General features: G+C 55.3%; 21 protein-coding genes and 1 pseudogene. 12 read left to right on the top strand and 10 right to left on the bottom strand.

Going from position 1 to position 22,064, the window contains the following annotated elements; genetic code table 11:
• Nucleotides 1-15 precede the first annotated feature (15 nt).
• Nucleotides 16-396 carry a DUF2750 domain-containing protein gene (locus WA318_RS07515; RefSeq protein WP_336080461.1) on the bottom strand — a complete coding sequence of 127 codons (381 nt, stop codon included), beginning with the start codon at nucleotides 394-396 and terminating at the stop codon, nucleotides 16-18.
• Nucleotides 397-447: 51 nt separating this feature from the next.
• On the bottom strand, nucleotides 448-1,446 hold the full coding sequence (gene ftrA, locus WA318_RS07520; RefSeq protein WP_336080462.1) for a transcriptional regulator FtrA: 999 nt from the start codon (nucleotides 1,444-1,446) through the stop codon (nucleotides 448-450).
• A 106-nt stretch (nucleotides 1,447-1,552) separates the two neighbouring features.
• Here ftrA and WA318_RS07525 point away from each other — a divergent pair, with 106 nt between their 5' ends.
• Both WA318_RS07525 and WA318_RS07530 read left to right on the top strand, forming a co-directional pair.
• On the top strand, nucleotides 1,553-1,954 hold the full coding sequence (locus tag WA318_RS07525; protein WP_336080463.1) for a rhodanese-like domain-containing protein: 402 nt from the start codon (nucleotides 1,553-1,555) through the stop codon (nucleotides 1,952-1,954).
• Nucleotides 1,955-2,022: 68 nt separating this feature from the next.
• Nucleotides 2,023-2,514 (top strand): GNAT family N-acetyltransferase, encoded by a 492-nt coding sequence (locus WA318_RS07530; RefSeq protein WP_336080464.1) that lies wholly within the window; start codon nucleotides 2,023-2,025, stop codon nucleotides 2,512-2,514.
• Here WA318_RS07530 and amrB read toward each other — a convergent pair.
• On the bottom strand, nucleotides 2,485-3,954 hold the full coding sequence (gene amrB, locus WA318_RS07535) for an AmmeMemoRadiSam system protein B (RefSeq protein WP_336080465.1): 1,470 nt from the start codon (nucleotides 3,952-3,954) through the stop codon (nucleotides 2,485-2,487). The two genes, WA318_RS07530 and amrB, sit on opposite strands and share 30 nt — an antisense overlap.
• A 91-nt stretch (nucleotides 3,955-4,045) precedes the next feature.
• On the opposite strand from amrB, the gene amrS reads away from it, so the two are divergent.
• The 3 genes from amrS (at nucleotide 4,046) to WA318_RS07550 (ending at nucleotide 6,259) form a co-directional block, all read left to right on the top strand.
• Entirely contained in the window at nucleotides 4,046-5,143 is a 1,098-nt protein-coding gene (gene amrS / locus WA318_RS07540; protein WP_336080466.1) for an AmmeMemoRadiSam system radical SAM enzyme, read from the top strand.
• Nucleotides 5,144-5,164: 21 nt separating this feature from the next.
• Nucleotides 5,165-5,563 carry a (R)-mandelonitrile lyase gene (locus WA318_RS07545; protein WP_336080467.1) on the top strand — a complete coding sequence of 133 codons (399 nt, stop codon included), beginning with the start codon at nucleotides 5,165-5,167 and terminating at the stop codon, nucleotides 5,561-5,563.
• A gap of 234 nt (nucleotides 5,564-5,797) precedes the next feature.
• On the top strand, nucleotides 5,798-6,259 hold the full coding sequence (locus tag WA318_RS07550; protein ID WP_336080468.1) for a GNAT family N-acetyltransferase: 462 nt from the start codon (nucleotides 5,798-5,800) through the stop codon (nucleotides 6,257-6,259).
• A 12-nt stretch (nucleotides 6,260-6,271) separates the two neighbouring features.
• Here WA318_RS07550 and WA318_RS07555 read toward each other — a convergent pair whose 3' ends face one another.
• Complete coding sequence (locus WA318_RS07555; RefSeq protein WP_336080469.1) at nucleotides 6,272-7,504, bottom strand: NnrS family protein; 1,233 nt, start codon at nucleotides 7,502-7,504, stop codon at nucleotides 6,272-6,274.
• A gap of 242 nt (nucleotides 7,505-7,746) precedes the next feature.
• Here WA318_RS07555 and WA318_RS07560 point away from each other — a divergent pair, with 242 nt between their 5' ends.
• Together WA318_RS07560 and WA318_RS07565 are read left to right on the top strand one after the other, a co-directional pair.
• Entirely contained in the window at nucleotides 7,747-9,216 is a 1,470-nt protein-coding gene (locus WA318_RS07560) for a leucyl aminopeptidase (protein ID WP_114098885.1), read from the top strand.
• 82 nt (nucleotides 9,217-9,298) lie between these two features.
• Nucleotides 9,299-9,754 (top strand): DNA polymerase III subunit chi, encoded by a 456-nt coding sequence (locus WA318_RS07565; RefSeq protein ID WP_336080470.1) that lies wholly within the window; start codon nucleotides 9,299-9,301, stop codon nucleotides 9,752-9,754.
• A 33-nt stretch (nucleotides 9,755-9,787) separates the two neighbouring features.
• On the opposite strand, the gene WA318_RS07570 is transcribed toward WA318_RS07565, so the two are convergent.
• Both WA318_RS07570 and WA318_RS07575 read right to left on the bottom strand, forming a co-directional pair.
• The gene (locus tag WA318_RS07570) at nucleotides 9,788-10,444 is read right to left on the bottom strand and encodes a GNAT family N-acetyltransferase (protein ID WP_336080471.1); all 657 of its coding nucleotides are present in this window, start codon (nucleotides 10,442-10,444) and stop codon (nucleotides 9,788-9,790) included.
• Between the two features lie 40 nt (nucleotides 10,445-10,484).
• Nucleotides 10,485-11,447 carry a homocysteine S-methyltransferase family protein gene (locus WA318_RS07575; RefSeq protein ID WP_336080472.1) on the bottom strand — a complete coding sequence of 321 codons (963 nt, stop codon included), beginning with the start codon at nucleotides 11,445-11,447 and terminating at the stop codon, nucleotides 10,485-10,487.
• Nucleotides 11,448-11,682: 235 nt separating this feature from the next.
• Between WA318_RS07575 and WA318_RS07580 the strand changes: the two genes are divergently transcribed.
• Nucleotides 11,683-12,333 carry a TetR/AcrR family transcriptional regulator gene (locus WA318_RS07580; protein ID WP_336080473.1) on the top strand — a complete coding sequence of 217 codons (651 nt, stop codon included), beginning with the start codon at nucleotides 11,683-11,685 and terminating at the stop codon, nucleotides 12,331-12,333.
• Between the two features lie 26 nt (nucleotides 12,334-12,359).
• Here the strand turns inward: WA318_RS07580 and WA318_RS07585 are convergent, their stop codons facing one another.
• The 3 genes from WA318_RS07585 to WA318_RS07595 are packed head-to-tail and all read right to left on the bottom strand — an operon-like array spanning nucleotide 12,360 to nucleotide 16,260.
• Nucleotides 12,360-12,989, bottom strand: coding sequence for a hypothetical protein (locus tag WA318_RS07585; RefSeq protein WP_336080474.1), 630 nt, complete (start codon nucleotides 12,987-12,989; stop codon nucleotides 12,360-12,362).
• A gap of 30 nt (nucleotides 12,990-13,019) precedes the next feature.
• On the bottom strand, nucleotides 13,020-15,350 hold the full coding sequence (locus WA318_RS07590) for a protein-arginine deiminase family protein (protein ID WP_336080475.1): 2,331 nt from the start codon (nucleotides 15,348-15,350) through the stop codon (nucleotides 13,020-13,022).
• 7 nt (nucleotides 15,351-15,357) lie between these two features.
• Entirely contained in the window at nucleotides 15,358-16,260 is a 903-nt protein-coding gene (locus WA318_RS07595) for a hypothetical protein (RefSeq protein WP_336080476.1), read from the bottom strand.
• A gap of 323 nt (nucleotides 16,261-16,583) precedes the next feature.
• Here WA318_RS07595 and WA318_RS07600 point away from each other — a divergent pair.
• The 3 genes and pseudogenes from WA318_RS07600 to WA318_RS07610 all read left to right on the top strand — a co-directional run.
• Nucleotides 16,584-17,312: pseudogene (locus WA318_RS07600) on the top strand (methionine ABC transporter ATP-binding protein); the annotation flags it as partial.
• A 93-nt stretch (nucleotides 17,313-17,405) separates the two neighbouring features.
• Nucleotides 17,406-18,065 carry a methionine ABC transporter permease gene (locus tag WA318_RS07605; RefSeq protein WP_114098817.1) on the top strand — a complete coding sequence of 220 codons (660 nt, stop codon included), beginning with the start codon at nucleotides 17,406-17,408 and terminating at the stop codon, nucleotides 18,063-18,065.
• Between the two features lie 57 nt (nucleotides 18,066-18,122).
• Nucleotides 18,123-18,923 (top strand): MetQ/NlpA family ABC transporter substrate-binding protein, encoded by an 801-nt coding sequence (locus WA318_RS07610; RefSeq protein ID WP_114098816.1) that lies wholly within the window; start codon nucleotides 18,123-18,125, stop codon nucleotides 18,921-18,923.
• A gap of 134 nt (nucleotides 18,924-19,057) precedes the next feature.
• On the opposite strand, the gene WA318_RS07615 is transcribed toward WA318_RS07610, so the two are convergent.
• Entirely contained in the window at nucleotides 19,058-19,696 is a 639-nt protein-coding gene (locus WA318_RS07615; protein ID WP_114098815.1) for a LysE family translocator, read from the bottom strand.
• 311 nt (nucleotides 19,697-20,007) lie between these two features.
• Here WA318_RS07615 and WA318_RS07620 point away from each other — a divergent pair, with 311 nt between their 5' ends.
• Nucleotides 20,008-21,969, top strand: coding sequence for a diguanylate cyclase domain-containing protein (locus WA318_RS07620; RefSeq protein ID WP_336080477.1), 1,962 nt, complete (start codon nucleotides 20,008-20,010; stop codon nucleotides 21,967-21,969).
• Nucleotides 21,970-22,064: the final 95 nt, after the last annotated feature.

Consider the following 22,064-nt stretch of genomic DNA (forward strand, 5'->3'; position numbering starts at 1 on the left):
CAAATAATTCCGGTTTCAGGATTTCCTGCCGAACTGAACCGTCATCGCGGCCTTAAGTGCGCCAAGCAAATCGGCACTCAATTTATCGGGCCAGATCAAAACCGGCCCCAGTGCCGGTGTCGGGCAAATGCCCGCCATGATGTTTTGGGACTGCCAGTCAGGTATCAGATGCTCAATCACATCAACCAGTGTGATCGCACCGGCAACATGGTTGGTCCGAATGCTGGCCCCCCAGCGTTGCGCGGCATCGCGGGTGGCGAAAAGCGGGCAAAACAGTTTGCTCTCATCACATCGATGCAGAAGCCATCCGTTATGATAAAGCCCCCAGACACCTTCCCATTCACCAACGGCAGTGATGAAATCCTGATATCGGGTATCGGTTTGCTGATCTCGCACGGTGATGACTTTTATCCCTTGTCTGGATGGGGCGATGATTGGATTTTGCATCTAGGCTGATTGGCGAAGCTTGAACCGGTTGCGATAGCTGGCAGGCGGGGTTCCGGTAATATCGCGAAAGGCAATCCTGAATGTTTCAAGCGATTGGAACCCGCACTGTTCGGCAATATCGACCAGCGCGAGGTCGGTTTCCTCCAGCAGCTTCATTGACCGGTTAATGCGTTCACGACGAAGCCATTTAAGCGGTGACAGCCCGGTGCCGTCGCGAAAACGGCGCAGGAACGTTCGCTGGCTCAATCCCGATTGACGGGCAAGGTCGCCGATTTCAATCGGCTCTGCAAGGTTTTCGCGTGCCCAGTCCAGCACAACGGCAATCGATTTTCCCGGGCGTTCCTGTATCGGGGCTTCGATGTATTGTGCCTGGCCGCCATCGCGGTGGGGTGGCATGACAAGGCGTCTTGCCACCGTATTGGCGACCTGTGCGCCGTGATCTGATCGGATGACATGCAGGCAGGCATCAATACCCGCACTGCTGCCTGCCGACGTGACAATACGATCATGATCGACATACAGCACATCATCGACAATTTCAGTATCGGCGAACATCGCCCGGAATTTATCGACATAGCGCCAATGCGTCGTCGCGCGTCCGTTTTGCAATATCCCGGCATGGGCCAGAACAAAAACGCCCGAACAGATCGTCACGATCCTGCAACCGCGGGCATGTGCCCTTTGAATGGCTGAAATCAGAACCGGGTCGGGTATCGCATCCGCACCGCGCCAACCGGGAATGATGATGGTGTCGGCCTTCTCCAGAAGCTCGATCCCGGCATCGACCGCGACTGAAAATCCGCCCATTGCCCGGATATGCGGATCAATCCCGGCAATGGAACAGCGATACCAGGGAAAGTCAAATTCCGGACGGGGCAGGGCAAATGCCTCCAACGCGATGCCGAACTCGAATGTGCAAAGCCCGTCATAGGCCAGAACCACAACATGATGGCGGTCATCCGGGGCGGGATTGTCTGGATGTTGGGGGCTTTGTGTCATCTGTGATTACTTTGGCGCAAAATTACTGAACAATGTCATTTTGGTCACTGTTGCAAAAGCTGGCAAGGTCTAAAATCCGGCTCATCAATTTAACGGAGCATCGAACATGACCAGCCTGATCAACGAAGTCCCGCCAGCCCCATCGCATATTGCCCGTGCGCATTTTGATGCGCTGCTGGCATTTGAAACCGATTGTTGGGATACGCATGCGTCCCTGCAATCGGGGGCGGACGATTTCATCCTTCTCGATGTGCGTTCGTCAGCCCTTTATGAAGAAGGCCATATCGAAGGCGCATTGAACCTGCCGCATGGCAAAATGACGGAACGCCGAATGGCGGAATATCCGACCGGCAAAACTTTTGTCGTTTACTGTGCGGGCCCGCACTGCAACGGTGCAAACAAGGCCGCCTGCCGGCTTTCGGCGCTGGGGCTTCCGGTCAAGCTTATGATTGGCGGAATCACCGGCTGGCTGGACGAAGGTTTTACGCTTGTGACCGGCAAGGAATAAGGATCATTTCCCCACCGGTCGCGACATCGGTGGGGTATCTTCGATGCCATGAAATGCAGGCGGTACCCATGAGTGAACCGATCCTTATCCGGCGCGTGCAGCCGGGTGATCTGAATGCGCTGATTTCGCTAGTGTCCGATCATGTATCGTTTGAAAAGGCGCGTCTTGATCGCGAAATGCTATCGGATCGCCTCCCGACATTCATTTTTGGTGACGCGCCGCGTGCGATTGTTTTCGTTGCGCTTTGCGGCGACGCAATCGTTGGTTATTTGTCGGCCAGTGCCGAATTCTCAACATGGAATGCATGTGAATATCTGCATATGGATTGCCTTTACCTGACCGCTGCCTGTCGTGGTCGTGGTACCGGGCGCTTGTTGATGGCAGCTGCGGCGCAATATGCCAATGCAAATAAGCTTGGCTGGATGGAATGGCAAACACCTGATTGGAACAATGACGCCATCCGGTTCTATGAACGGCAGGGGGCATTGGGCAAATCAAAGGTCCGGTTTTCGATCAGAACAGAACAGCTATCAACGGGCCTGCCAGAACCCGTTGGCTGAGACGCTGATGCTTGAAACGCCACGGGTGATGAACCGCTGGGCTTGCAGGCTGCCCGACCAGTAATCCATCGGCAATCCGGCCTTGCGTTTCAGGTGAGCTACAAAATCCTTGGGATCGGGCAACTGATCCCAAACCTGTGGCAGGAACAAGCCCCGCCGGTTGCCATCCGACAGGATGATGCCGTCTTCAAACGGCGTCAGTCTGGCAATCAGATCAGCCTCGTCTTTAAACGGGAACGGATGGGGCGGCGACAGGACCGAGATCGACAGTTCAAGATCATCACTGATTTCATCACGTGAAAGCCCGGCAAAGCGCGGATCGCGGAATGCGGCCTTGAACGCGTTCTCACAAAGATCGGTGGCAAGATCGGCGTGCGCAATGATTGATCCGATGCAACCGCGCAATTGCCCGGATTTTTTAAGCGTCACAAAGCAGGCCCCCGGTGCGGCAAGGGTCGGGGGGACTTCGCTGGTGGAGACATGCAATGGCGCACCGGTATCAAGCCCGTGCAGGATTGATTTGCGGCACAGATCAAGCATGGCCGGGCCATAAGCCTTGATCAAATCCTCGGTCGCCTTGGCGAAATTGTCTTCTGTGGCGTCCGGTCTCGTATCGGGCAACTCGTCACTTTGATAAAGCGCCCATGCGCCATAGCCGACCACACGCGACTTGTCGCCGGTGACATCACCGGAATTACGCATGCCCAATGTTTCGATCCGCATATTGCGGCTTCGTGCCGACAGCAACATGCCCGCCACCGGAAGCGCGCCACAGGCGTCATCACTTCCGATATTTTCCGCATCGAAATTCTCGATCATTTTGCGGGTATTGGCATCCATGCGTTTGGCGGTGTCATAATCATGGAAGTGCGACAGGTCTGATGAAATGACAATCAGGGTTTCCGGACCACCCCACAGCTTTTCAATGACCTCACTGACCTGACGCGGGCTGCATCGACTGACCAGAAGCGGCACAATGCCGATATCGGCCGTTTCGCCAAACAGGCGCTGAATAAATGGCAACTCGATCTCAAGCCCGTGTTCAAGCCTGTGCGCATCATCAAGAATTTGAACCTGCGGCAGGGCTAACGCAGCTTGAAGTGCCGGAAGGTCACAGCGCATGGAGCCAAGTGGGGTTGCAAATCCATCGGCCTTGGCCAATGCAATGCCCTGAAATGCCATGCGGTGCGCCGGGCCAATGATCAGGATGCGCTTTATCTGCCCCTTAAGGGCGCGCACCGTGGCAAAGCCAAGGGCGGCAAGGCTTCCTGAAAACATCAAACCGGCATGGGGAACAATGATTGCCTTGGGGATGGCTTTGTTTTGCGTGACATCGGCATGCAAGGCAGCATCAATCAACCCGTCAATCTCGCTGCGCAGGATATCAGCATCAGCAGGATAGAAGGTTCCGGCAACGGCAGGGGGGCGGATAATGCTCATTCATGTTCCAATCGCATGACTTCCTTTGAAAAAGATAGCGATCAGGACTAGATTTTCAAAGAGGAAGCTTTGCCAAAAGAAAGCCCGCGCCATGAATATGACCACCCCGCAGGTCGATACGGTCCCCGCCCGTTACTGGCACCATCTGGATGATGGGCGCATTCAGTGCGATGTCTGCCCGCGCTTTTGCAAGCTCAATGACGGGCAGCGGGGGCTTTGTTTTGTCCGGGCTCGCGAAGGCGATCAGATGGTTCTGACCACCTGGGGGCGGTCATCGGGCTTTTGCATTGATCCGATCGAGAAAAAGCCGCTCAATCATTTCCTGCCCGGAACGCCGGTCCTGTCATTTGGCACAGCGGGCTGTAATCTGACCTGCAAGTTCTGCCAGAATTACGAGATTTCCAAGGCGCGCCAGATGGACAAGCTTTCATCGCTGGCCACACCGGAAATGATCGCCCAGACCGCCAAGGCGCATGGCTGTTCCTCGGTGGCCTTTACCTATAACGATCCGGTGATTTTCCTTGAATATGCGGTGGATGTGGCACAGGCCTGTCGTGAGTTGGGATTGCGCACGGTGGCGGTTACGGCGGGCTATATCGGGGAGGCCGCGCGCGAGGAATTTTTCCGCCATATGGATGCGGCCAATGTGGATTTAAAAGGCTTCACCGACCGCTTTTATCATCAGCTTTGTTCGGCCCATCTTGAGGATGTGCTTGAAACGCTTAGATACCTCAAACACGAAACCGGGGTGTGGTTTGAACTGACCAATCTGGTCATTCCCGGCGAGAATGACGGGGACGGGGAATTTGATGAAATGACCGGCTGGGTGCAGTCCGAACTTGGTCCGGATGTGCCGATGCATTTCAGTGCCTTTCACCCGGACTGGAAAATGATGGATACGCCGCCAACACCGCCCGCGACCCTGATGCGGGCGCGGGACATCGCGATCAAAAACGGCATTCGCTATGCCTATGTCGGCAATGTCCATGACAAGGCGGGATCAAGCACCTATTGCCATGGCTGTGGCGGTATCCTGATCGGGCGGGACTGGTATCAGCTATCGGACTGGAACCTTGATGCCCATGGGGCCTGCAAGAATTGCGGCACTCATTGTGGCGGGGTGTTTCAGGCAAACCCCGGAACATGGGGGCCAAAGCGCCAGCCGGTGAAACTGATTTCAAAAACATAATTACAGGAAGGCAGGGACGTCATGGATATCAAACGCGCCGGATCGCAAGCCTCAACCATCGGGTCACCGGAATATTTCACCGGACGGGTGCGGATCGATCCGATCATCAGTGCCGCCGACCCGGCACGGGTTGCCGCAGCCAATGTGACCTTTGAGCCGGGCGCACGCACCACATGGCACACCCATCCGCTGGGCCAGACGATTATTGTCACCGCCGGGGTGGGGCGTGCTCAGCGCGAAGGCGGCCCGGTCGAGGAAATCCGTCCGGGCGATATCGTCTGGTTCGAACCGGGCGAAAAACACTGGCACGGGGCCGGTCCCGAAACTGCCATGACCCATATTGCCATTCAGGAAAAACTCAATGGCTCGCCAGTCGATTGGTTGGAGCCCGTGACGGATGCGGATTATCTCGGTAAATAAACCGCTGGTCTGACAATCCGGCCCACGCCGTCATTCCGGGCGGAGCAAAGCGCAGACCCGGAATCCATCGCTCTGAGGTCATGGTGGTGCCCGACTGGATCCCCGCCTTCGCGGGGATGACGGCGGTGGAGGCATTACTTAACACCTGACGATTTCGCTGGCACTCTCGCGTCATATCGCTAAATTGCCGCACAGTTTGACGCGGTAGGAAAGAAAGCACACGCAGTGGCCGGGATGAAAATTCGCAAAGCCCGTTTGGGCGATGTCGGGGCAATTTTTGCCATTCGAAGCCGCGTGCGTGAAAACCACCTTTCCGCCTCCGAACTGGCCGAACGCGGCATCACCAAGGCGGCCTTTGGTAAATGGCTGGAACAGGGATATGGCATCTGGCTTGCCGATCTGGACGGATCGGCGGCGGGCTTTGCCATCGCCATCCCGAGTGAAGCCACCCTTTGGGCGCTGTTTGTCGATCCCGATTTTGAAGGGCGCGGTGTCGGTGCGGCCTTGCTGCGCACGGCCGAGGAATGGCTGTTTGCCCAAGGATGTAATGACATTTCGCTCACCACCGGTGCAGATCCGAAAAACCGTGCCCATGGCTTTTACGAAATGCATGGCTGGCACAGCACCGGAGATGTCGAAAACGACGATGTCGAATATATCAAATCCAACCCGTCGCTTTCGCTGTTTGATTTCTAGAGCACGAAGGACCTAGCGCACCGGAATGCCGCGTGTTTTCTTTTGCGACGGGCCCAACAGAACCGGGCCATAGCCAATCAGAAATGCCAGCCAGCCGCCCAGCCACATCAGGGTCGCAATCGCAAGGATCGTGACATAGTGTTCATTGCTTTGCCCGGCGATGATCCGAAAGGCGGTTGAAAGCCAGATCAGGCCAAAGGCAGCATTAAGCATCCCGCTTGCGCGCAATTCGCGCCCGGTATGGCCAAGGGCCGCCCGCCCGGAAATCGCAATGATCATACAGGCCATCGCCCCGCCGGTCAGCGCATGCAGCGCATCGCGACTGCCAATCGTATCGGGCCAGATATGTGATGCCCCCAAAAGAGCAAGCCCCACCGGCACCCAGAAATAGCCAAGATGAAGCATGGCAACAATCGGCTCGCGCCAGCTGTAAATCCCGCGCCAGCGGATCAGGCGCACGGCATGCAGCACGGCTGCAACCAGAAGCACACCGCCAGACAATGGCGTGCCAAGTGCGGTAATCGTACTCAGGATGGCGACAACAATGCTGGCCATACAGGCCATGTCAAACCGGCCAAACATGGCGGGCATCGGCGCATTGATCTGTTCGCGCTGCATCCAGTTGCGCGTAAAGGCCGGGATCACCCGCCCGCCAATGAGGCTGATCAGCAAAATGATCGTCAGGATCGCGGTTTGATAAAGAATGGCCGGATCAAGGGCGATGACATTCAGGCAGGATGCAATAAACAGCCCGTCAAACAGCGCGATGACGCCAATCACGGCCAGAACCCGCATATTCTTGAAATTGCGCGCCGCAATCAGTTCGCGTGCGCCCAGCGCAATCAGAAAGGCGAAATAGGCAAGATCGCCAAGGATCACCAGAACCGGTGGCAGGCTGTCGGCAAAACCGACTGAAATCCGCCCCAAAAGCCACGTTGATGTAAGGCCCATTAACATCGGCCCGGCAATGGCCGGTCGTCCGGTCCAGTTGGCAATTGCCGTTAACAGAAACCCGCCAATCGCCGCCCCGCCAAAACCGAATATCATTTCATGGGCATGCCAGTATGACGGCGTGCCAAGGCTTGGCACGACAATTCCGTGGGCAAATCCCGCAACCCACCAGACCACAGCCACAATCGCCAAAAGACCGGCAAGCAGGAAAAGCGGGCGGAATGCACCACTCCAGAATGGATGGGGAGATTTTGGCGGCTCGGTAATGGTAATCGGTGCCGGCTTGGCGCACATGACGGGGCTCCTGCATAGGGGAATGGGCCATCATAGCGGGTTTTGACCATCCGGACTTGATATTGGGCAATTTGGATCGAAGCCAATTCGCAACGCTAACACATTGCTGTTAAGTGAAATCCCGGAGTTTTTTCGATGATAAGCCTTTTCAAGCGCATTTATCGCGCTAGATTAGGGGCAGTATTGTTCAGACACAGTGTTCAAGCTGTGCGCCCCGAAACATGACAGGAGTCCTGTTCACCATGAAGATCACGTTTTCCGATCTCGCCATTCCGTCCAGCGGTGCCGTTATTGCCTTTGCGACCGAGGGTGCCGATCTGATGCCAAGTGCCGTCGCACTGGACGAAGCAACCGGTGGATCGATCACCAGGGCGATCAAATCCTCGACCTTCAAGGGCAAGGCAGGGCAAAGCCTTCAGGTTCTGGCGCCGGCCAATGTTGATCTGTCGCGCGTGATCATTTTCGGGATTGGCAAGGAAGCCGAATTTGACGTGATCGCCGCCCAGAAGCTTGGCGGTTCTGTGACCGTACGCGCGCTGTCAACCGGCGAGAAAGAGGTCTCTGTCCTGTTTGATATGGAAAACCTTGCCTGTGATTTCGCAACCGGTGCGATGCTGCGCGACTATCGTTTTGATAAATACCGCACCACCGAAACCAAGGAAGACAAGCCGGTTCTGAAATCCCTTGATGTCGCGACCCGCGATCACAAGGAAGCCAAGAAACAGTTCGATACCGCCAAAAAGGTCGTCGAAGGTGTGTTCTTCACCCGTGATCTTGTCTCCGAACCGGCCAATGTCCTGTATCCGGAAACCTTCACCAAGGAAGTCATGGCGCTTGAAAAGCTCGGTGTCGAGATTGACGTCCTTGATGAAAAGGAAATGAAAAAGCTCGGCATGGGCGCGCTTCTGGGCGTTGCCATGGGCTCGGCCAAGAAACCGGCCATGGTTGTCATGCGCTGGAATGGTGGCAAGAAAAAAGACGCCCCGATTGCCTTTGTCGGCAAGGGCGTGACCTTTGACACCGGCGGTATTTCGATCAAACCGGCCGCTGGCATGGAAGACATGAAATGGGACATGGGCGGTGCCGGTGTTGTTTCCGGTCTGATGAAGGCACTGGCGGGCCGCAAGGCGAAATGCAACGTGGTTGCAGTTCTTGGCCTTGTTGAAAACATGCCGTCTTCGACAGCCCAACGTCCGGGTGACGTTGTGACCTCGATGTCGGGCCAGACGATTGAAGTCATCAATACCGATGCCGAAGGCCGTCTGGTTCTGTGTGATGCCCTGACTTATGTGCAGGAAAAATACGATCCACGTCTGATCGTTGATCTGGCAACCCTGACCGGTGCGGTCATCATTGCCCTTGGTCATGAAAATGCCGGTCTGTTTTCCAATAATGACGATCTGGCTGCCCAGATTTCAACAGCCGGTCTTGCGGTTGACGAAGGTGTCTGGCGCTTGCCGCTGTCGCCTGCCTATGACAAGCAGCTTAAATCCGACATTGCCGATATGAAAAACGTTGGCGGTCGTCCGGCCGGTTCGATCACCGCGGCCCAGTTCCTCAAACGCTTTATCACCAAGGATCGCCCCTGGGCGCATCTTGATATCGCGGCCATGGCATGGTCGACCGCCGATAAGGAAGTCGTGCCAAAAGGCGGTACGGGCTTTGGCGTGCGTCTGCTTGATCGCTTTGTTGCCGACAACTACGAAAACTGATTTCGGTTTTCATCGGCCGTAATTTGCGGGGCAGGGTGTGGATCACCTTGCCCCGTTTTCATGTTCGGGCTAGAAACGCTGTATGGCTGACATCTGGTTCTATCATCTCACCAGCTTGCCGCTGGAACGCGCACTTCCCACCCTGCTCTCCAAAACGCTGGAGCGGGAAAAACGTGCTGTGGTGATGACCGGTAATGATCAGCGCATTGATGCGATCAACACGCTTCTCTGGACCTATGATCCGGCAAGCTGGTTGCCCCATGGTTCTGCCGCTGATGGTGATCCGGAAATGCAGCCCGTCTGGCTGACATCCGAGGATGAAAACCCCAATGGCGCACAATTCCTGTTTCTGACCGACCGTGCGATGAGCGACAAGGTCGCGGATTACGAACGCGTCATCATGCTGTTTGATGATCGCGACCATGATGCGGTGGCCGAGGCCCGCACGCGCTGGAAAGACTGGAAAGACGCCGGTCACAAGCTGTCCTACTGGCAGCAATCCCCGCAAGGTGCGTGGGAGAAAAAGGCCGAAAGCTGATCGCTTCCGGCCTTTGTTGTTTCACGGTTCTTTTCAGATTTCCTTGATCAATAACACCCAGTTCTGACCACGATTTTCCCAACCCTCCTTGACCATCGGGCATTGGGCACAGGCCACAAAGCCTTGGCGTTGGTAAAGGCGAATTGCGTCGGGATTGCCATCCGATGCAATCAGGCTGACGGTCTTTTTACCGGCATGTCGGGCATTGGCTTCTGCCCGTGCAAGCAATGCCGATCCAATCCCCTGATCGCGGTGGGGCGGAAAGACGGCAAGAACATTGATGTACCAGCTGCCCGGTGCAAGATTTTCAAGTTCAAGGATTGGTACGAATATCGCCGGGATAACCGCCGGGTCAAAGGGCTCTGGCTGATCGGGCTGGGCATAATCGACAAGTGCCGCAACGGTTTCACCATGATGGACCGCAAGGGTGGTGTTGCGATATGAAAAACCGCCTTCTTCACGTTGTGCTCGTCTGCGACCGACATCAAAGGCCGTCTCGCTGCCTTCTGCCATGTCTTGCCACAAATAGACCGGCAAACCTTCACCGGCGATATTGATCAGCTGGGCCATCGCATCGGCATCCGATTTTGTCGCCCTGACAAAGCTCGTGACCGGGTGCGGATGGCGCGGGTGGCGCGGACGGGCGGCACCATTATGTGCCGCCCGTTCCAGTACGGGGTCTGCAATCATTGCTCGTATCCTGTTCTTTTTGGGTTTTCGTGTTTGGTTCTTATGCGCCCGTGGCCAAAAGGCGCGGCAGGGCATGTTTGGTCATGGCCGCAACATGGCGATGGTCTGTGCCGCAACAGCCGCCAATCACCGCCAGATTTGGCAGCAGATCAGCCAGATCGTGATAAAGCTGGCCCAGTTCTTCCGGATCGCCATCATCAAGATGCGTGCTGGCATCAAGTTCGGCGTGGCTTTGGCGCGATGCATTGGCCCGCAGACCACAAATGCGCGTTTTCCAGTTGCCGTTTTCGTGCAATCGGTCGCGGAAATGATCCGGGTGGGCACAGTTGATCATGTAATAGGCCGGATAGGTCCCGGTTTCGGTATCAACCATGGCAATCGCATCACGGATCGTCTCGCCGCTGGGAAGGTTGCCATCGGTTTCAACAGTGAACGAAATGACGCAAGGAATATCAACATCCCGGCACGCAAGGGCGATGCCGATGGCTTCCTCTGGATAGTTGATGGTGACGACTGAAACCATGTCGACCCCCGCCTTGGCAAAAGTCACAATCTGCGGGGCGTGATAGGCGCGCGCCTGATTGATCGTCATCCGGTCCGATAGCACATACCCATCGCCACGCGGTCCGATATTGCCACTGATCAGGCACGGTGTTGCATCAGAATGATAACGATCGCGAAGCTCCGCCATCAGGCCAATGGCCTTGCGGTTGATATCGGCCAGGTCATCCTCGTCATAGCCGATCCTGGCCCCCCAGTCGCGATTGGCGCGCCATGTCGGGCTTTCAAGGATAAATCCGGCTTGGGCCTGCTTGGCCAGATCAAGATAACGTTCGTAATAGGCGGTGATACGCGCGCAGCCCGCATCCGTTTTCAGAAGGTCAAAGGATGCAAAATGCGGCAGGTCGATCCCGTCATGAAAGATCAGGGTGGTCTCAAGACCGCCATCGGTGATGAATTTTGCCTTTCCGTGCGGCGGAAGGTGCAGATTGCCTGTGCTCATGGGTCCAAATTTCAGTTTTGGGTTTCAAAATTTCTACCGCGGGGGTATGTAATCGCGGATCGGAAATCTCGCCCTGATTGAGTTTTGCTTCTAGTAGGCACACGGTCAGGTTTTTCAGATTTTCAAAAATATATTCAAAACAGATGCTTATGATTTATCCGGTGTTTTTCGGCGCGGCCATGGCGGCCTTTGACGACGAAAAACTGTACCGGCGGTAGGGTAAGCGGGGGGTGAGATGGAAAAACTGACAATCACCGACACGTTCGGTGGCCCGAAACGCAAGGGCGAACGCACGCGCGAACGCATTCTGGAAATCGCATCACAGGCAGTTCTGGAAAAGGGCTTCGGAGCGACCTCGATCGAGGAAATCATTGCCGAAGCCGGACTGACAAAAAGCGGGTTTTTCTATCATTTCTCCGATAAGAACGAACTCGCCCGCGCACTTTTGCAACGCTATATCGAACAGGATGACGAAATCCTCGATCAGGTGTTTGATCGCGCCCGCGAACTGGTCGACGATCCGCTGCATCAATTGCTGGCAGCGCTTAAAATGCTGGCCGAGGTGCTCGAAGATCTGCCCAACGGTCATCCGGGCTGCATCGTTGCGGTCTATTGCTATCAGGAACGGCTGTTTGACAAGGAAGTCCGTGATCTCAACCGTCACGCCGTTCTGGCCTGGCGCACCCGTTTCCGCGCGATCCTTGACGATATCGCAGGCCAGTACCAGACGACCGAGCCGGTCGACCTCGAACAGGTCGCCGACATGATTTCAACCGTGCTCGAAGGCGGGATTGTCATGTCAAAGGCACTCAACGAGCCCCGCAAACTCGCCGATCAGGTCATGCTGCTGCGCAGTTTTTTAAAGCTGCTTTTTACCCAGCGATAGAATGTGCATTCATGGGACCCTTGCCGCTAAGGTTTGGGTTGTGTGGTGCCAGGGCCCGGAAGGAATTCGGCAAACAGGATTTCCACCAGTGCCTTTGTTACGTCTTGCTCGGTCAGTTTTCCCGCAGCCATTTCATTGATTGCCGGGAAACTGTCGGATGCCAGGTCAAACAGCTTTGACTGAATTTCGGATGCACGTACAGGCCAGTCGGGATCAATTTGTGCAAGTCCCAACAGCATGCTCCGCGCCATCTGATCGGCATCACCGCTTTTGATAGCATCCTGAACCTGCGGGATTTGCTTGGCCTCCGATACTGCAACATCAAGTGTCGCCAACAAATCGGCAAGTTCCTTTGCCTGTTTCTGAATATCTGTAACCGGATAGTTTTGTTCGATCTCGCGCAACGGCGCGACAGCGGCTGACGTACCATAACTTCCCAGATAGGATATCGCCCCGCCAAGCTGCCAGTTTTCCCATTTTTTCCACACCCCGGCCTTGAGGTCGTCAATCATCGGGGCCGCAATCGTGCCACTATATCGACGGAAAATCTGATCAACCGTGTAAGGGGCGGGGCGATTTGAAATGCGGTCTTCCATCGAGCTGGCAAGACTGGAAATATCTTTGAGGGCCTGTTGATAGTCACTTTGTGCACTCATCGGGAAACTCCCTTTTCATGTGCGATGATATCAGGCATCGACCGCCGTCCACCAGTTTGCATAGCGCGCATTGCCAAAGGCCGTCTGGCCGTCATAGGGGGCGCGAAGTTCATTTGTGCCGCAGTGAATCTCGCCATGCGCGACATGGTAGTCGTCCCAATCATCAATAAAGACGCATTCCGGACCGTTCTGAATTGCCGCGATCTTCTGTCTGATATCGTCCTCAAACAGATCATGACCGTTATTGGGCATCGTGTTGTCGACAATCCAGGGACCAAAAGGCTTGGGAATCATGAGTTTGTCGTTCCCGACGAACATATTGACCATATCCCCGGTCATGGCGCCACTGCGGAAACCGCATTCTCGACTAGGATAAATATTGAAGCCGTTATCTGCGCCAATTGTCCAGAAGCTGATCTTGTCAGAAATTGTGAAGTTACCATTGATCTGATGCACGGGAATGAAGATTACGGGCACCTTGATGATATCATTGTCCGTCAGATCGAACGCTGCCTTTAATCGACGGATGTTCTGATTGATCAGATTTTCAATACCATAGATATTCCAGTCTCTGAGTTGTTTGTATGTGTAGTTTTGCAGGTTTCCGGTATTGATATCCTGCCAGCTTGTTGGGGCCTGCCCGTTGCCCAGGAAGTCGGTGATTGTGCCGGTCGCATCTATGGCGTTGCCGATGCTAAGCCCTGCAAAGTTTGGGGTCGCATTGCCCGGCGAATGTGGTGGGCGCGCAATAAGTGGCGCGTTGCCATGTGCATTGCGGTTATTGCGCAGAATGCCATAGGCCGTTGCCGGACTTGCGATCAGCAGTTTCCATTTCTTGAAGGCATTGGCCGGGTTGTCGTCCGGAACGAATGTCATCATCTCGTCCACATGACCAACCGCCAACCAGTCAGTGTTCAGTGTGATTGGCGGCTGCATGTTCTGCGCATCAAAGAAGTCTCTGCTGCTTTGATCCACGGTGCTCTGGACATTGTTGCCGAAATAGATCCGTCCATATCGGTAATAGGTTGTCGCGCCGTTCACCGTTTTCTGCACGGGGGGCGTAACGGCAATATTACCCCCGGAATTGCCATCATTAATGCCATCAGCACTCCCGGCCGCAGGGTAATACAGCCCTACATTCTGGCTGATCAGCGTTTGGTAAATCCAGTTCTGTAATGACCGCCAGCGATGAGCTTTCATGAAGGTGTCCTTGCTTTGAACACCTGCTCCGTTTCCTGGCCAGACACTGTGACCTGAGACAATGGTATCGCGCATCCAGCGATCCCTGCTGATGCCGGGCCTCGCGATTCTTCCCGCAGCAATGAAATTCTGCCAGGCATTGCCGTTCAGATAGGGAACGTGTGTGAGTGCGGACGTGCCCGGTGTGGCCAATGTCAGGGCATAGGGCGGGTTTTCGTTGGCGACGGGAACGCCAAGGGCCGCTTGAAAGTTGGCATTATTGGCATCGACAACATAAATCTGCGAAACAGTTTGACGATGATGATTGCCGATCCAGCGCGCAACGACAACCCGGTCTGCAAAGAGATAGGTGGGATTGCCATTCCCTGTGACTTCCTGCTGGATCACGTTCAGGGCGATGCGGATTTGCCCGGATGTAAATCCGGTGCCCGCAAACCGGACGGCTTCAACTGCATAGAGTTTGGACGCACCGACAGTGACGGTGGTGATCGGGACGCTGTGGGTCGTTTCGGGGCCAATGATTTCGGCGCTGTTATTCAGGATGCCGTCGAAAATCCGCAAATGCTGTTGGGCAGGGTTTTCGCCAAGAGTTCCGATCACGCTTAACAGCAAGCTCCAGCCCACCGGAATAGCCGGGGCACCTGCATTCGGGCCAAGGGCATTTCGCCGGATTTCAAGGCGGGATGTGCCGGTGACAAGGTCATTGTTGCCATTGACCCGCTGATCCTGATTATCTGTGTATCCAGCAGCGGTATTGTTGCCGTCACGATTGCAGTTGACCGGAATGATCGCGCCCACGCCGGCGGTGCCATAGGTGATTGCCCCCGGTGTTACCTGATTAAGGAGACCGGCATCATCCAGATTGCCATCGCGATTGCGATCAGTATGAAGCGTATACCAGACAACATCGAGATTCTTCGCATTGACGGCATCGCCATTCACAACAATGTTCTGTTCGTTGACAGGCACGAAACCGGCACCGGAAATCTCAAGATCCCATGTGCCGTTTGCGATGTTAAATACACGCGAAACCGCGACATTCGGCGTAAGGACGACATTCTGGATTTGTTGTGGCTGGCCCACGCAAGTAAGTGAAACACGTACTGTGTTAAACGGGTAAACTCCGGCGGGGGCGGTCAGCTGGACGGTGTAATTTGCCATGGCGTCCTCAGCGGCTGCTAGGTTCGTGGGATGGGGGTTCGTGCAACGCATCGGCAATCAGTTGCCGTGCCTGAAGTGCGTTGTTTAAAACCGCAATCCGGTCATCAATGGTGCCAAGACCGGTATCTTTCAGGATCGCGCTGGCCCAAGGCTGGCTGAAGACGTCCGGACCACCTGTGAATTGCGCCGTCGCATAATCAGTGATCCCGTCGGGGGTTTTCGCGCCAAGCTTGATCGCGGCATCCCCGGCGGCTTTGCTGGCGTTCGCCAGACTGTCGGCGTCGTAGCCCGCGACCGCGTCGGGAATGGTGATCTGCAAGTATCCGGGCAGGGATGCGACGACATCCTGCAAGGAGGGCACGGGCGAGGGGGCCGGTGCTGGCGTCGGAGTTGGCGTTGGGGTCGGAACTGGTGTCGGAACTGGCGTCGGGACCGGTGTTGGTTGCGGCTGAGGCTGAGGTTGTGGCTTGGGATCGGGTTTGATGCCGCTGCCACCTTGCAGGGTACCAACCGCCTGGGACTCTTGGGTCAGAAGTTTTGCAATTTCATCAGCAAAGCGTTTCTCGGCCTGATAGCGTGTTGCGGCACTGGCATCGAATTTCTGTTTGCTAAAGATGCTCATGGATTTCAGGCGTTCGGCGTCCTGCGCGCGAAAGGCCGACAGGGTCGCCGATATCTGACCGGCACCGGAGGACAGTCGGGATGCAAGATTTGCGGCATCCGGGCATTTGCCACTGGCAATCGCCACATCGCCTTCGGCGGCTAGCTTTTCAAGCGTCGCCGTTTCCGATGACAGGGTGGAAAGCTGTGTCTTGGTACGGACATCCACCTTGTTGCCCGTGACCGTCACGACGGTCGGGTACTGGGCCAGTGTTCTGGCAAGGTCATTGATCCGGTCGGCATAGGCCATCTGTCCAATCCCGCTTTGATATTGACCATCCCTAGACGGGACAGCAGCGGGTTTGTGAATGCCGACTGGTGGGGTCTTTTGAACAAAATATTTGTGTTGTATATTTCAACTTCATGAAAGCTATGCGTAAAATGCATGATCATTGCCATTGATGAACGGCGTCCAGTCAGGTACACAAGAGCAATCGAACGCGCCGATTTGCTCCTCAGCTTGCGGGCGCGATAAAAATGCGGCTAAAGCGAGAGGGCGTATATGCTCCGTATGTACGACCGCCTCGGTTAAGCCGCGGCGGTTTTTTTGTATCTACGGAAAGGTTGGGGTCCATGATCAGGCTCTCGAACGTCCAGAAGACTTATGCTGCCCGGCGTGGCAGTGAAGAACATACAGCGCTGCGCGGTATCGATCTTGATATTGCAGCAGGCGAGATTGTTGGTGTCATTGGCCGTTCCGGTGCCGGTAAATCTACCCTGATCCGTTGTATCAATCTGCTTGAAACGCCGACCTCGGGCTCCGTGGTTGTGGATGGTACGGACGTGACCAAGCTTTCCAAGCGTGATCTTCCGTTGTTCCGTCGCCAGCTTGGCATGGTGTTTCAGCATTTCAATCTGCTGTCGTCGCGCACGGTCTATGACAATATCGCGCTTCCGCTTGAACTGGCCGGTGCCAGCAAGGCCGAAATCGCCGAGGCGGTAAATCCGCTTTTGCCGCTGGTCGGACTGGAAGAAAAGCGCGATCGCTATCCGGCGGAATTGTCCGGTGGTCAGAAACAGCGTGTCGGTATTGCGCGCGCCCTGTCATCGAGCCCCAAGGTTCTTTTGTGTGACGAGGTGACCTCGGCCCTTGATCCGGAAACCACCCGCCAGATCCTTAATCTGCTTAAAGACATCAATAAACGTCTTGGTCTGACCATGGTGGTGATCACCCATGAAATGGCGGTGGTCAAGGCGCTGTGTGATCGTGTTGCAGTCATGGATGGTGGTGTGATTGTCGAAGAAGGGCTGGTTGACGGCATTTTCGCCAATCCGGTTCACGACACCACCAAATCGCTTCTGGCCGATGAATTCGTCGAATTCCGCGCCGGCCAGTCCAGTAACCAGTCCAGCAACCAGTCCAGCAACCAATCTAACGGGCAGGAGGGTTAATTCATGTTTTCGACACTCGCACCGATCTTGCTTCAGGCGACCGGGGAAACCCTTTACATGGTTGCTGCTGCTTTGACGCTGGGCACCTCGATGGGCCTGCCGCTTGGTGTGCTTCTGGCCACATCCGGACGTGGCGAACTGTTTGAAGCGCTTTGGTTCCAGCGTATCTTTGGCCCGATTGTCAATGCGACCCGTTCGGTTCCCTTTATCATTCTGGCCGTGGCGATCATTCCGTTCACCCGCCTGATTGTCGGAACGTCAATTGGTACGTCCGCGGCGATTGTGCCGCTGACCGTGGCGGCGATCCCGTTCATTGCGCGCATCATCGAAGGGGCCATTCGTGAAGTCGATAGCGGCCTGATCGAAGCCGCCCAAGCCATGGGCGCACGCCCGGTTCAGGTCGTGACCAAGGTTCTGCTGCCCGAGGCATTGCCCGGCATCATTCATGGCCTGACCCTGACCGCGGTGACCCTGATCGGCTATTCGGCCATGGTCGGTGCGGTTGGTGCCGGTGGGCTGGGTGATCTTGGTATTCGCTATGGCTATCAGCGGTTCCGCCCCGACGTGATGGCGGCCGTTGTGATCACCCTGATTGTTGTGGTGCAGGCTGTTCAAAGCTCTGGCGACTGGATGGCGCGCAAGGCTGATAAACGTAATATATGAGCAATCCTCATATTTTGAAATTCCCGCAAAGAACCAGCTAAAACAAGGAGTTTTACAATGCGGTTTCTGCTTAAACTGACGGCTGCGGCCGTTCTGGCATCGGCCCTGACCGGTCAGGCACTTGCCAACGAAAAAATCAAAATCGGCGTCACCCCGGGTGCGCATGAAGAGGTCATGGAAGAAGTCGTCAAGGTTGCGGCGACCAAGGGTCTTGATATCGAAATCGTCAGCTTCTCGGATTATGTCATTCCGAACCAGGCGCTTGATGATGGCGATCTGCAGGCCAACAGCTTCCAGCACAAGCCGTATCTTGATAACCAGATCAAGGATCGTGGTTATGATCTGGCAGTTGTCGGTTACAACATCCTGACCCCAATGGGCATCTATTCCGACAAGATCAAAAGCCTCGACGAGCTTAAAGACGGTGCGGAAATCGGCATTCCGAACGATCCGACCAATGGTGGTCGTGCGCTTCTGGTGCTGCAGGCACAGGGCCTGATCAAGGTTGATCCGGCAGCCGGTCTGGTTGTCAGCCCGCTTGATATCATCGAAAACCCGAAAAACATCAGCTTTGTCGAGCTTGATGCTGCACAGCTGCCGCGTTCGCTGGCTGATCTTGATGCCTCGGCAATCAACACCAACTATGCGCTTGAAGCCGGTCTGAACCCGATCAAGGATTCAATTGCGATTGAAGGCAATGACAGCCCCTATGCCAACGTGATCGTCACCCGCACCCAGGACAAGGATGCGGCCTGGGTCAAGACGCTGGTTGAGGCCTATCACGATGACAAAATCCGCGAGTTCATCGAAACCAAATACGAAGGTTCGGTTCTTCCGGTCTTTAAAATTTCTGAATAATCAGCCTGATTATTCAATTTAAGTTAATCGCCCGCGTGCCTTCCGGTCCGCGGGCGATTTTCATTTCGGGTTCCTGATTGTCGGGGATCGAGCTTGGCCTCAATCCGCAACTCGTAACCCTCAACGTAGAGTCATCAATCAAGTGTGACCATGCCGTGCCATGCGGTCAGAAGGGCAACCCCGATAAACAGCAATCCTGCCGCCCGCCCGATAAAGATGGTGGCGACCGGGTTGCCCGTGATCAGATTGCGGCTGGTTCCGGCAGCAAGGGCAAGCGCGCCATAGACGGCAAGCTGAACCGCAGCCGTCATGATCCCCATCACCAGCGCCTGTGACCAAAGCGGGCCATATTGCGGGCGGATGAATTGCGGATAGACAGCAAAGATAAACAGATAGGCCTTGGGGTTGAGCATGCAGGTGATCATGCCCTGACGAAAGGCGATCCACAGTGATGATGGTTTTGCCGCCCGGATTGCGCCAACGGTGATCGCACTTCGGATCAGGGTAACCCCGATCCAGACCATATAGGCCGCCCCGGCAAACAGCATCACATTCAAAAGCCAGGGAGCAATGGCCAGAAGGGCGCTGATGCCGATTGCGCCAAGCAGGGTGTGATACACCCCGCCAAGCATGATACCGACCGTTGCCGAAAGACCGGCACGCCGCCCGCCGGTCAGGGCATTGGCGATGACAAAAAACATATCCATTCCGGGCACGATAATGATGCCCGAAAGCAGAACAAAAAATAACCAGAGATTTTCAACATAGGTCATGGCACGCCTTGCATCGGGGTTCGTAAAAGTTTGTCACCCGGAAGCTAGCAGGGCGCTCCTGACAGGATCATGTCAGGAATGTCGGTCGCATGATGGTCCTTCTGGCGGGAATAATCTGGAACCATTGTAATGTAGGGTTGCTTATATTAGATGTTCAACCAAAAGAACATTTCACGGGGCGGGACAATTTGTGTGCGAAAGTCTGTTCTTCGGGTATTATTTGCAGGTGTCATACTTGAGAATAGGGTGCCTTGGGTGAGGGCAGGCTTTGGCGGCTTGCGCAATGTGCGACTGACAGAAGCAGGAAGGCGATGATCAAACTGGGCCATGTGAAGTCATTTATGGTGTGTTTCGCACCGCTGTCCGCCGTCTTTCTGAGCATTGTCGGATTTCTGGCATGGGAGGGAAGCTCTGTCCGGGAAAAGGCCATTGCCGATGACCAGCGCTATGCCCTTGAAAAGTCGATCTCGGTCCTGCGGGAACGTATTGAAATTGTTATTTCCGATCTTTTGATCCTGTCTGAAAGCAAGCAGATTGACGCGGTTGTTGCGGGCACATCAAACCTGACGGAACTTGCGGACGAGTTTGCGGTTTTTTCCCTGCGCCGCGGTCTCTATGACCAGATCCGCCTGCTTGATAATGACGGTATTGAAGTTGTGCGCGTCAATTATGGCAGCGGCATCCCGTTTTCCGTGCCGGTGCGTGAGCTTCAGGATAAAAGCAACCGCTCCTATTTCCGGATGGCAAGAAATGCACCGCGCGGGACAATCTATATTTCGGGCGTTGATCTGAACGAGGAATTCGGACAGATCGAAAAACCGATCAAGCCTGTGGTCCGGTTGTCTGCACCGGTGTTTGACAAGTTTGGCGAGCGCCACGGTGTCATGGTTCTGAACCTGCGTGCGGCTCCGATCTTTAACGAGGTCGTCGATGCCTTGCGCCTTGATGGCGCAGAGCCCTTTGTCCTTGATGATGATGGTGGCTGGATGCTTGGCGGCGAGGAGGGGGAAAACTGGTCCGAGGAACTGACCGGCAAACCATCAAGCATCGGCGACCGTTATCCGAAGGCGTGGGAGAACATGCAGCTTGGCCTGCAAAGTTTCCGGGTTGATAGCGGATTTTATTCGGTCCAGCGTCTTGATGTTTCCGACCTGTTTCTGGCACGCAATTCCCTGCGTTCGCTGGCGGTTATTTTTGGCAGTGACGACGAAAAAAGCAGCCGTTTGAACCTTTATGTCGGTGCCCGGCTGCCCACCGATACGTTAAACCAGCTTCTTTCGCCCGAGCGCGACACACTGATCATCGTTTCAGCAGCCTTTCTTTTGCTGATTGCGGTGGGCAGTGCCGCCTATGCCTGGACCCGCCAGAACCAGATTATTGCCAGCTTCGATGCCCGCCTGTCCGAACAGGTGCTGCGTGCGTCAAAGAACAGTGTGGTCGTCGCCGATGAGAATGGCATCATTCTTAAGGTCAATCCGGGCTTTACGGCAATGACGGGTTATTTGCCCAACGAGGCGGTCGGCAAGCCGCTTTCCTTCCTGCGTGCCCAGCGCGAAAATGCCGAAGCGCTTGACGATATCCTGATGTCGGCGCGCGCCAATGGCATCTGGGAAGGCGAAGTGCGCAACCGTCGCAAGGGCGGGGATTTCTTCTATTCAAATGTGGTGGTCAGCGCGATTACCGATCCCACAACATCGGATGTCAATTTTGTCGAGATGGGACTTGATATCTCGCGCCATATGGAAAATGCCCAGGAATTGTGGCGTCAGGCCAATCATGACGCGCTGACCGGGCTTCCGAACCGGCTTTTGTTCGAGGACCGTCTTGAAGTCTCGTGCGGTCATTCCGAGAATGAAGGGCATTCGGTCGGGCTTCTCTATATCGATCTTGATGGCTTCAAGCCGGTCAATGATCGTTATGGCCATGAAATCGGCGATCAGGTCCTGCGCAAGGTTGGCGAGCGGATCAAGAATACAATCCGTCAGGGCGATACGGTCGCACGTCTTGGCGGGGATGAGTTCGCGGTGATTGCCGATGACGTGAACGGGCGCGAAGAAGCCGAATGGGTCGCCCAGAAAATTGCAGCATCGATCCAGCGCCCGATCGAGATTGATGCGCTGAGCATTACCGTTGGTGCAAGTGTCGGGATCGCGATTTTCCCGACAGATTGCAAGGAAACGGTCGCGCTGCTGGGACTGGCAGATGAAAAAATGTACCAGAACAAGCGGATCAGAAAATCCAAGAGTGGTGATCTCGCCAGTGCCCTGAAGTAACACAAAAAGCCAACCCCAAACGCCCAGTCTTGTAACCATGACTGGGCGTTTTTTTGTGCCCTTAACCGGAGCAGGTCAGGACGCAGGAACAGGGG

It is taken from the genome of Thalassospira sp. CH_XMU1448-2 (assembly GCF_037027285.1).
GTDB classification, from domain to species: Bacteria; Pseudomonadota; Alphaproteobacteria; order Rhodospirillales; family Thalassospiraceae; genus Thalassospira; species Thalassospira profundimaris_C.

Excerpts from the sequence above, each read along its gene's own strand:
- ftrA (WP_336080462.1), bottom strand. The coding sequence starts at position 1,446 with ATGACACAAAGCCCCCAACATCCAGACAATCCCGCCCCGGATGACCGC.
- WA318_RS07525 (WP_336080463.1), top strand. The coding sequence starts at position 1,553 with ATGACCAGCCTGATCAACGAAGTCCCGCCAGCCCCATCGCATATTGCC.
- WA318_RS07530 (WP_336080464.1), top strand. The coding sequence starts at position 2,023 with ATGAGTGAACCGATCCTTATCCGGCGCGTGCAGCCGGGTGATCTGAAT.
- amrB (WP_336080465.1), bottom strand. The coding sequence starts at position 3,954 with ATGAGCATTATCCGCCCCCCTGCCGTTGCCGGAACCTTCTATCCTGCT.
- amrS (WP_336080466.1), top strand. The coding sequence starts at position 4,046 with ATGAATATGACCACCCCGCAGGTCGATACGGTCCCCGCCCGTTACTGG.
- WA318_RS07545 (WP_336080467.1), top strand. The coding sequence starts at position 5,165 with ATGGATATCAAACGCGCCGGATCGCAAGCCTCAACCATCGGGTCACCG.
- WA318_RS07550 (WP_336080468.1), top strand. The coding sequence starts at position 5,798 with ATGAAAATTCGCAAAGCCCGTTTGGGCGATGTCGGGGCAATTTTTGCC.
- WA318_RS07555 (WP_336080469.1), bottom strand. The coding sequence starts at position 7,504 with ATGTGCGCCAAGCCGGCACCGATTACCATTACCGAGCCGCCAAAATCT.
- WA318_RS07560 (WP_114098885.1), top strand. The coding sequence starts at position 7,747 with ATGAAGATCACGTTTTCCGATCTCGCCATTCCGTCCAGCGGTGCCGTT.
- WA318_RS07565 (WP_336080470.1), top strand. The coding sequence starts at position 9,299 with ATGGCTGACATCTGGTTCTATCATCTCACCAGCTTGCCGCTGGAACGC.
- WA318_RS07570 (WP_336080471.1), bottom strand. The coding sequence starts at position 10,444 with ATGATTGCAGACCCCGTACTGGAACGGGCGGCACATAATGGTGCCGCC.
- WA318_RS07575 (WP_336080472.1), bottom strand. The coding sequence starts at position 11,447 with ATGAGCACAGGCAATCTGCACCTTCCGCCGCACGGAAAGGCAAAATTC.
- WA318_RS07580 (WP_336080473.1), top strand. The coding sequence starts at position 11,683 with ATGGAAAAACTGACAATCACCGACACGTTCGGTGGCCCGAAACGCAAG.
- WA318_RS07585 (WP_336080474.1), bottom strand. The coding sequence starts at position 12,989 with ATGAGTGCACAAAGTGACTATCAACAGGCCCTCAAAGATATTTCCAGT.
- WA318_RS07590 (WP_336080475.1), bottom strand. The coding sequence starts at position 15,350 with ATGGCAAATTACACCGTCCAGCTGACCGCCCCCGCCGGAGTTTACCCG.
- WA318_RS07595 (WP_336080476.1), bottom strand. The coding sequence starts at position 16,260 with ATGGCCTATGCCGACCGGATCAATGACCTTGCCAGAACACTGGCCCAG.
- WA318_RS07605 (WP_114098817.1), top strand. The coding sequence starts at position 17,406 with ATGTTTTCGACACTCGCACCGATCTTGCTTCAGGCGACCGGGGAAACC.
- WA318_RS07610 (WP_114098816.1), top strand. The coding sequence starts at position 18,123 with ATGCGGTTTCTGCTTAAACTGACGGCTGCGGCCGTTCTGGCATCGGCC.
- WA318_RS07615 (WP_114098815.1), bottom strand. The coding sequence starts at position 19,696 with ATGACCTATGTTGAAAATCTCTGGTTATTTTTTGTTCTGCTTTCGGGC.
- WA318_RS07620 (WP_336080477.1), top strand. The coding sequence starts at position 20,008 with ATGATCAAACTGGGCCATGTGAAGTCATTTATGGTGTGTTTCGCACCG.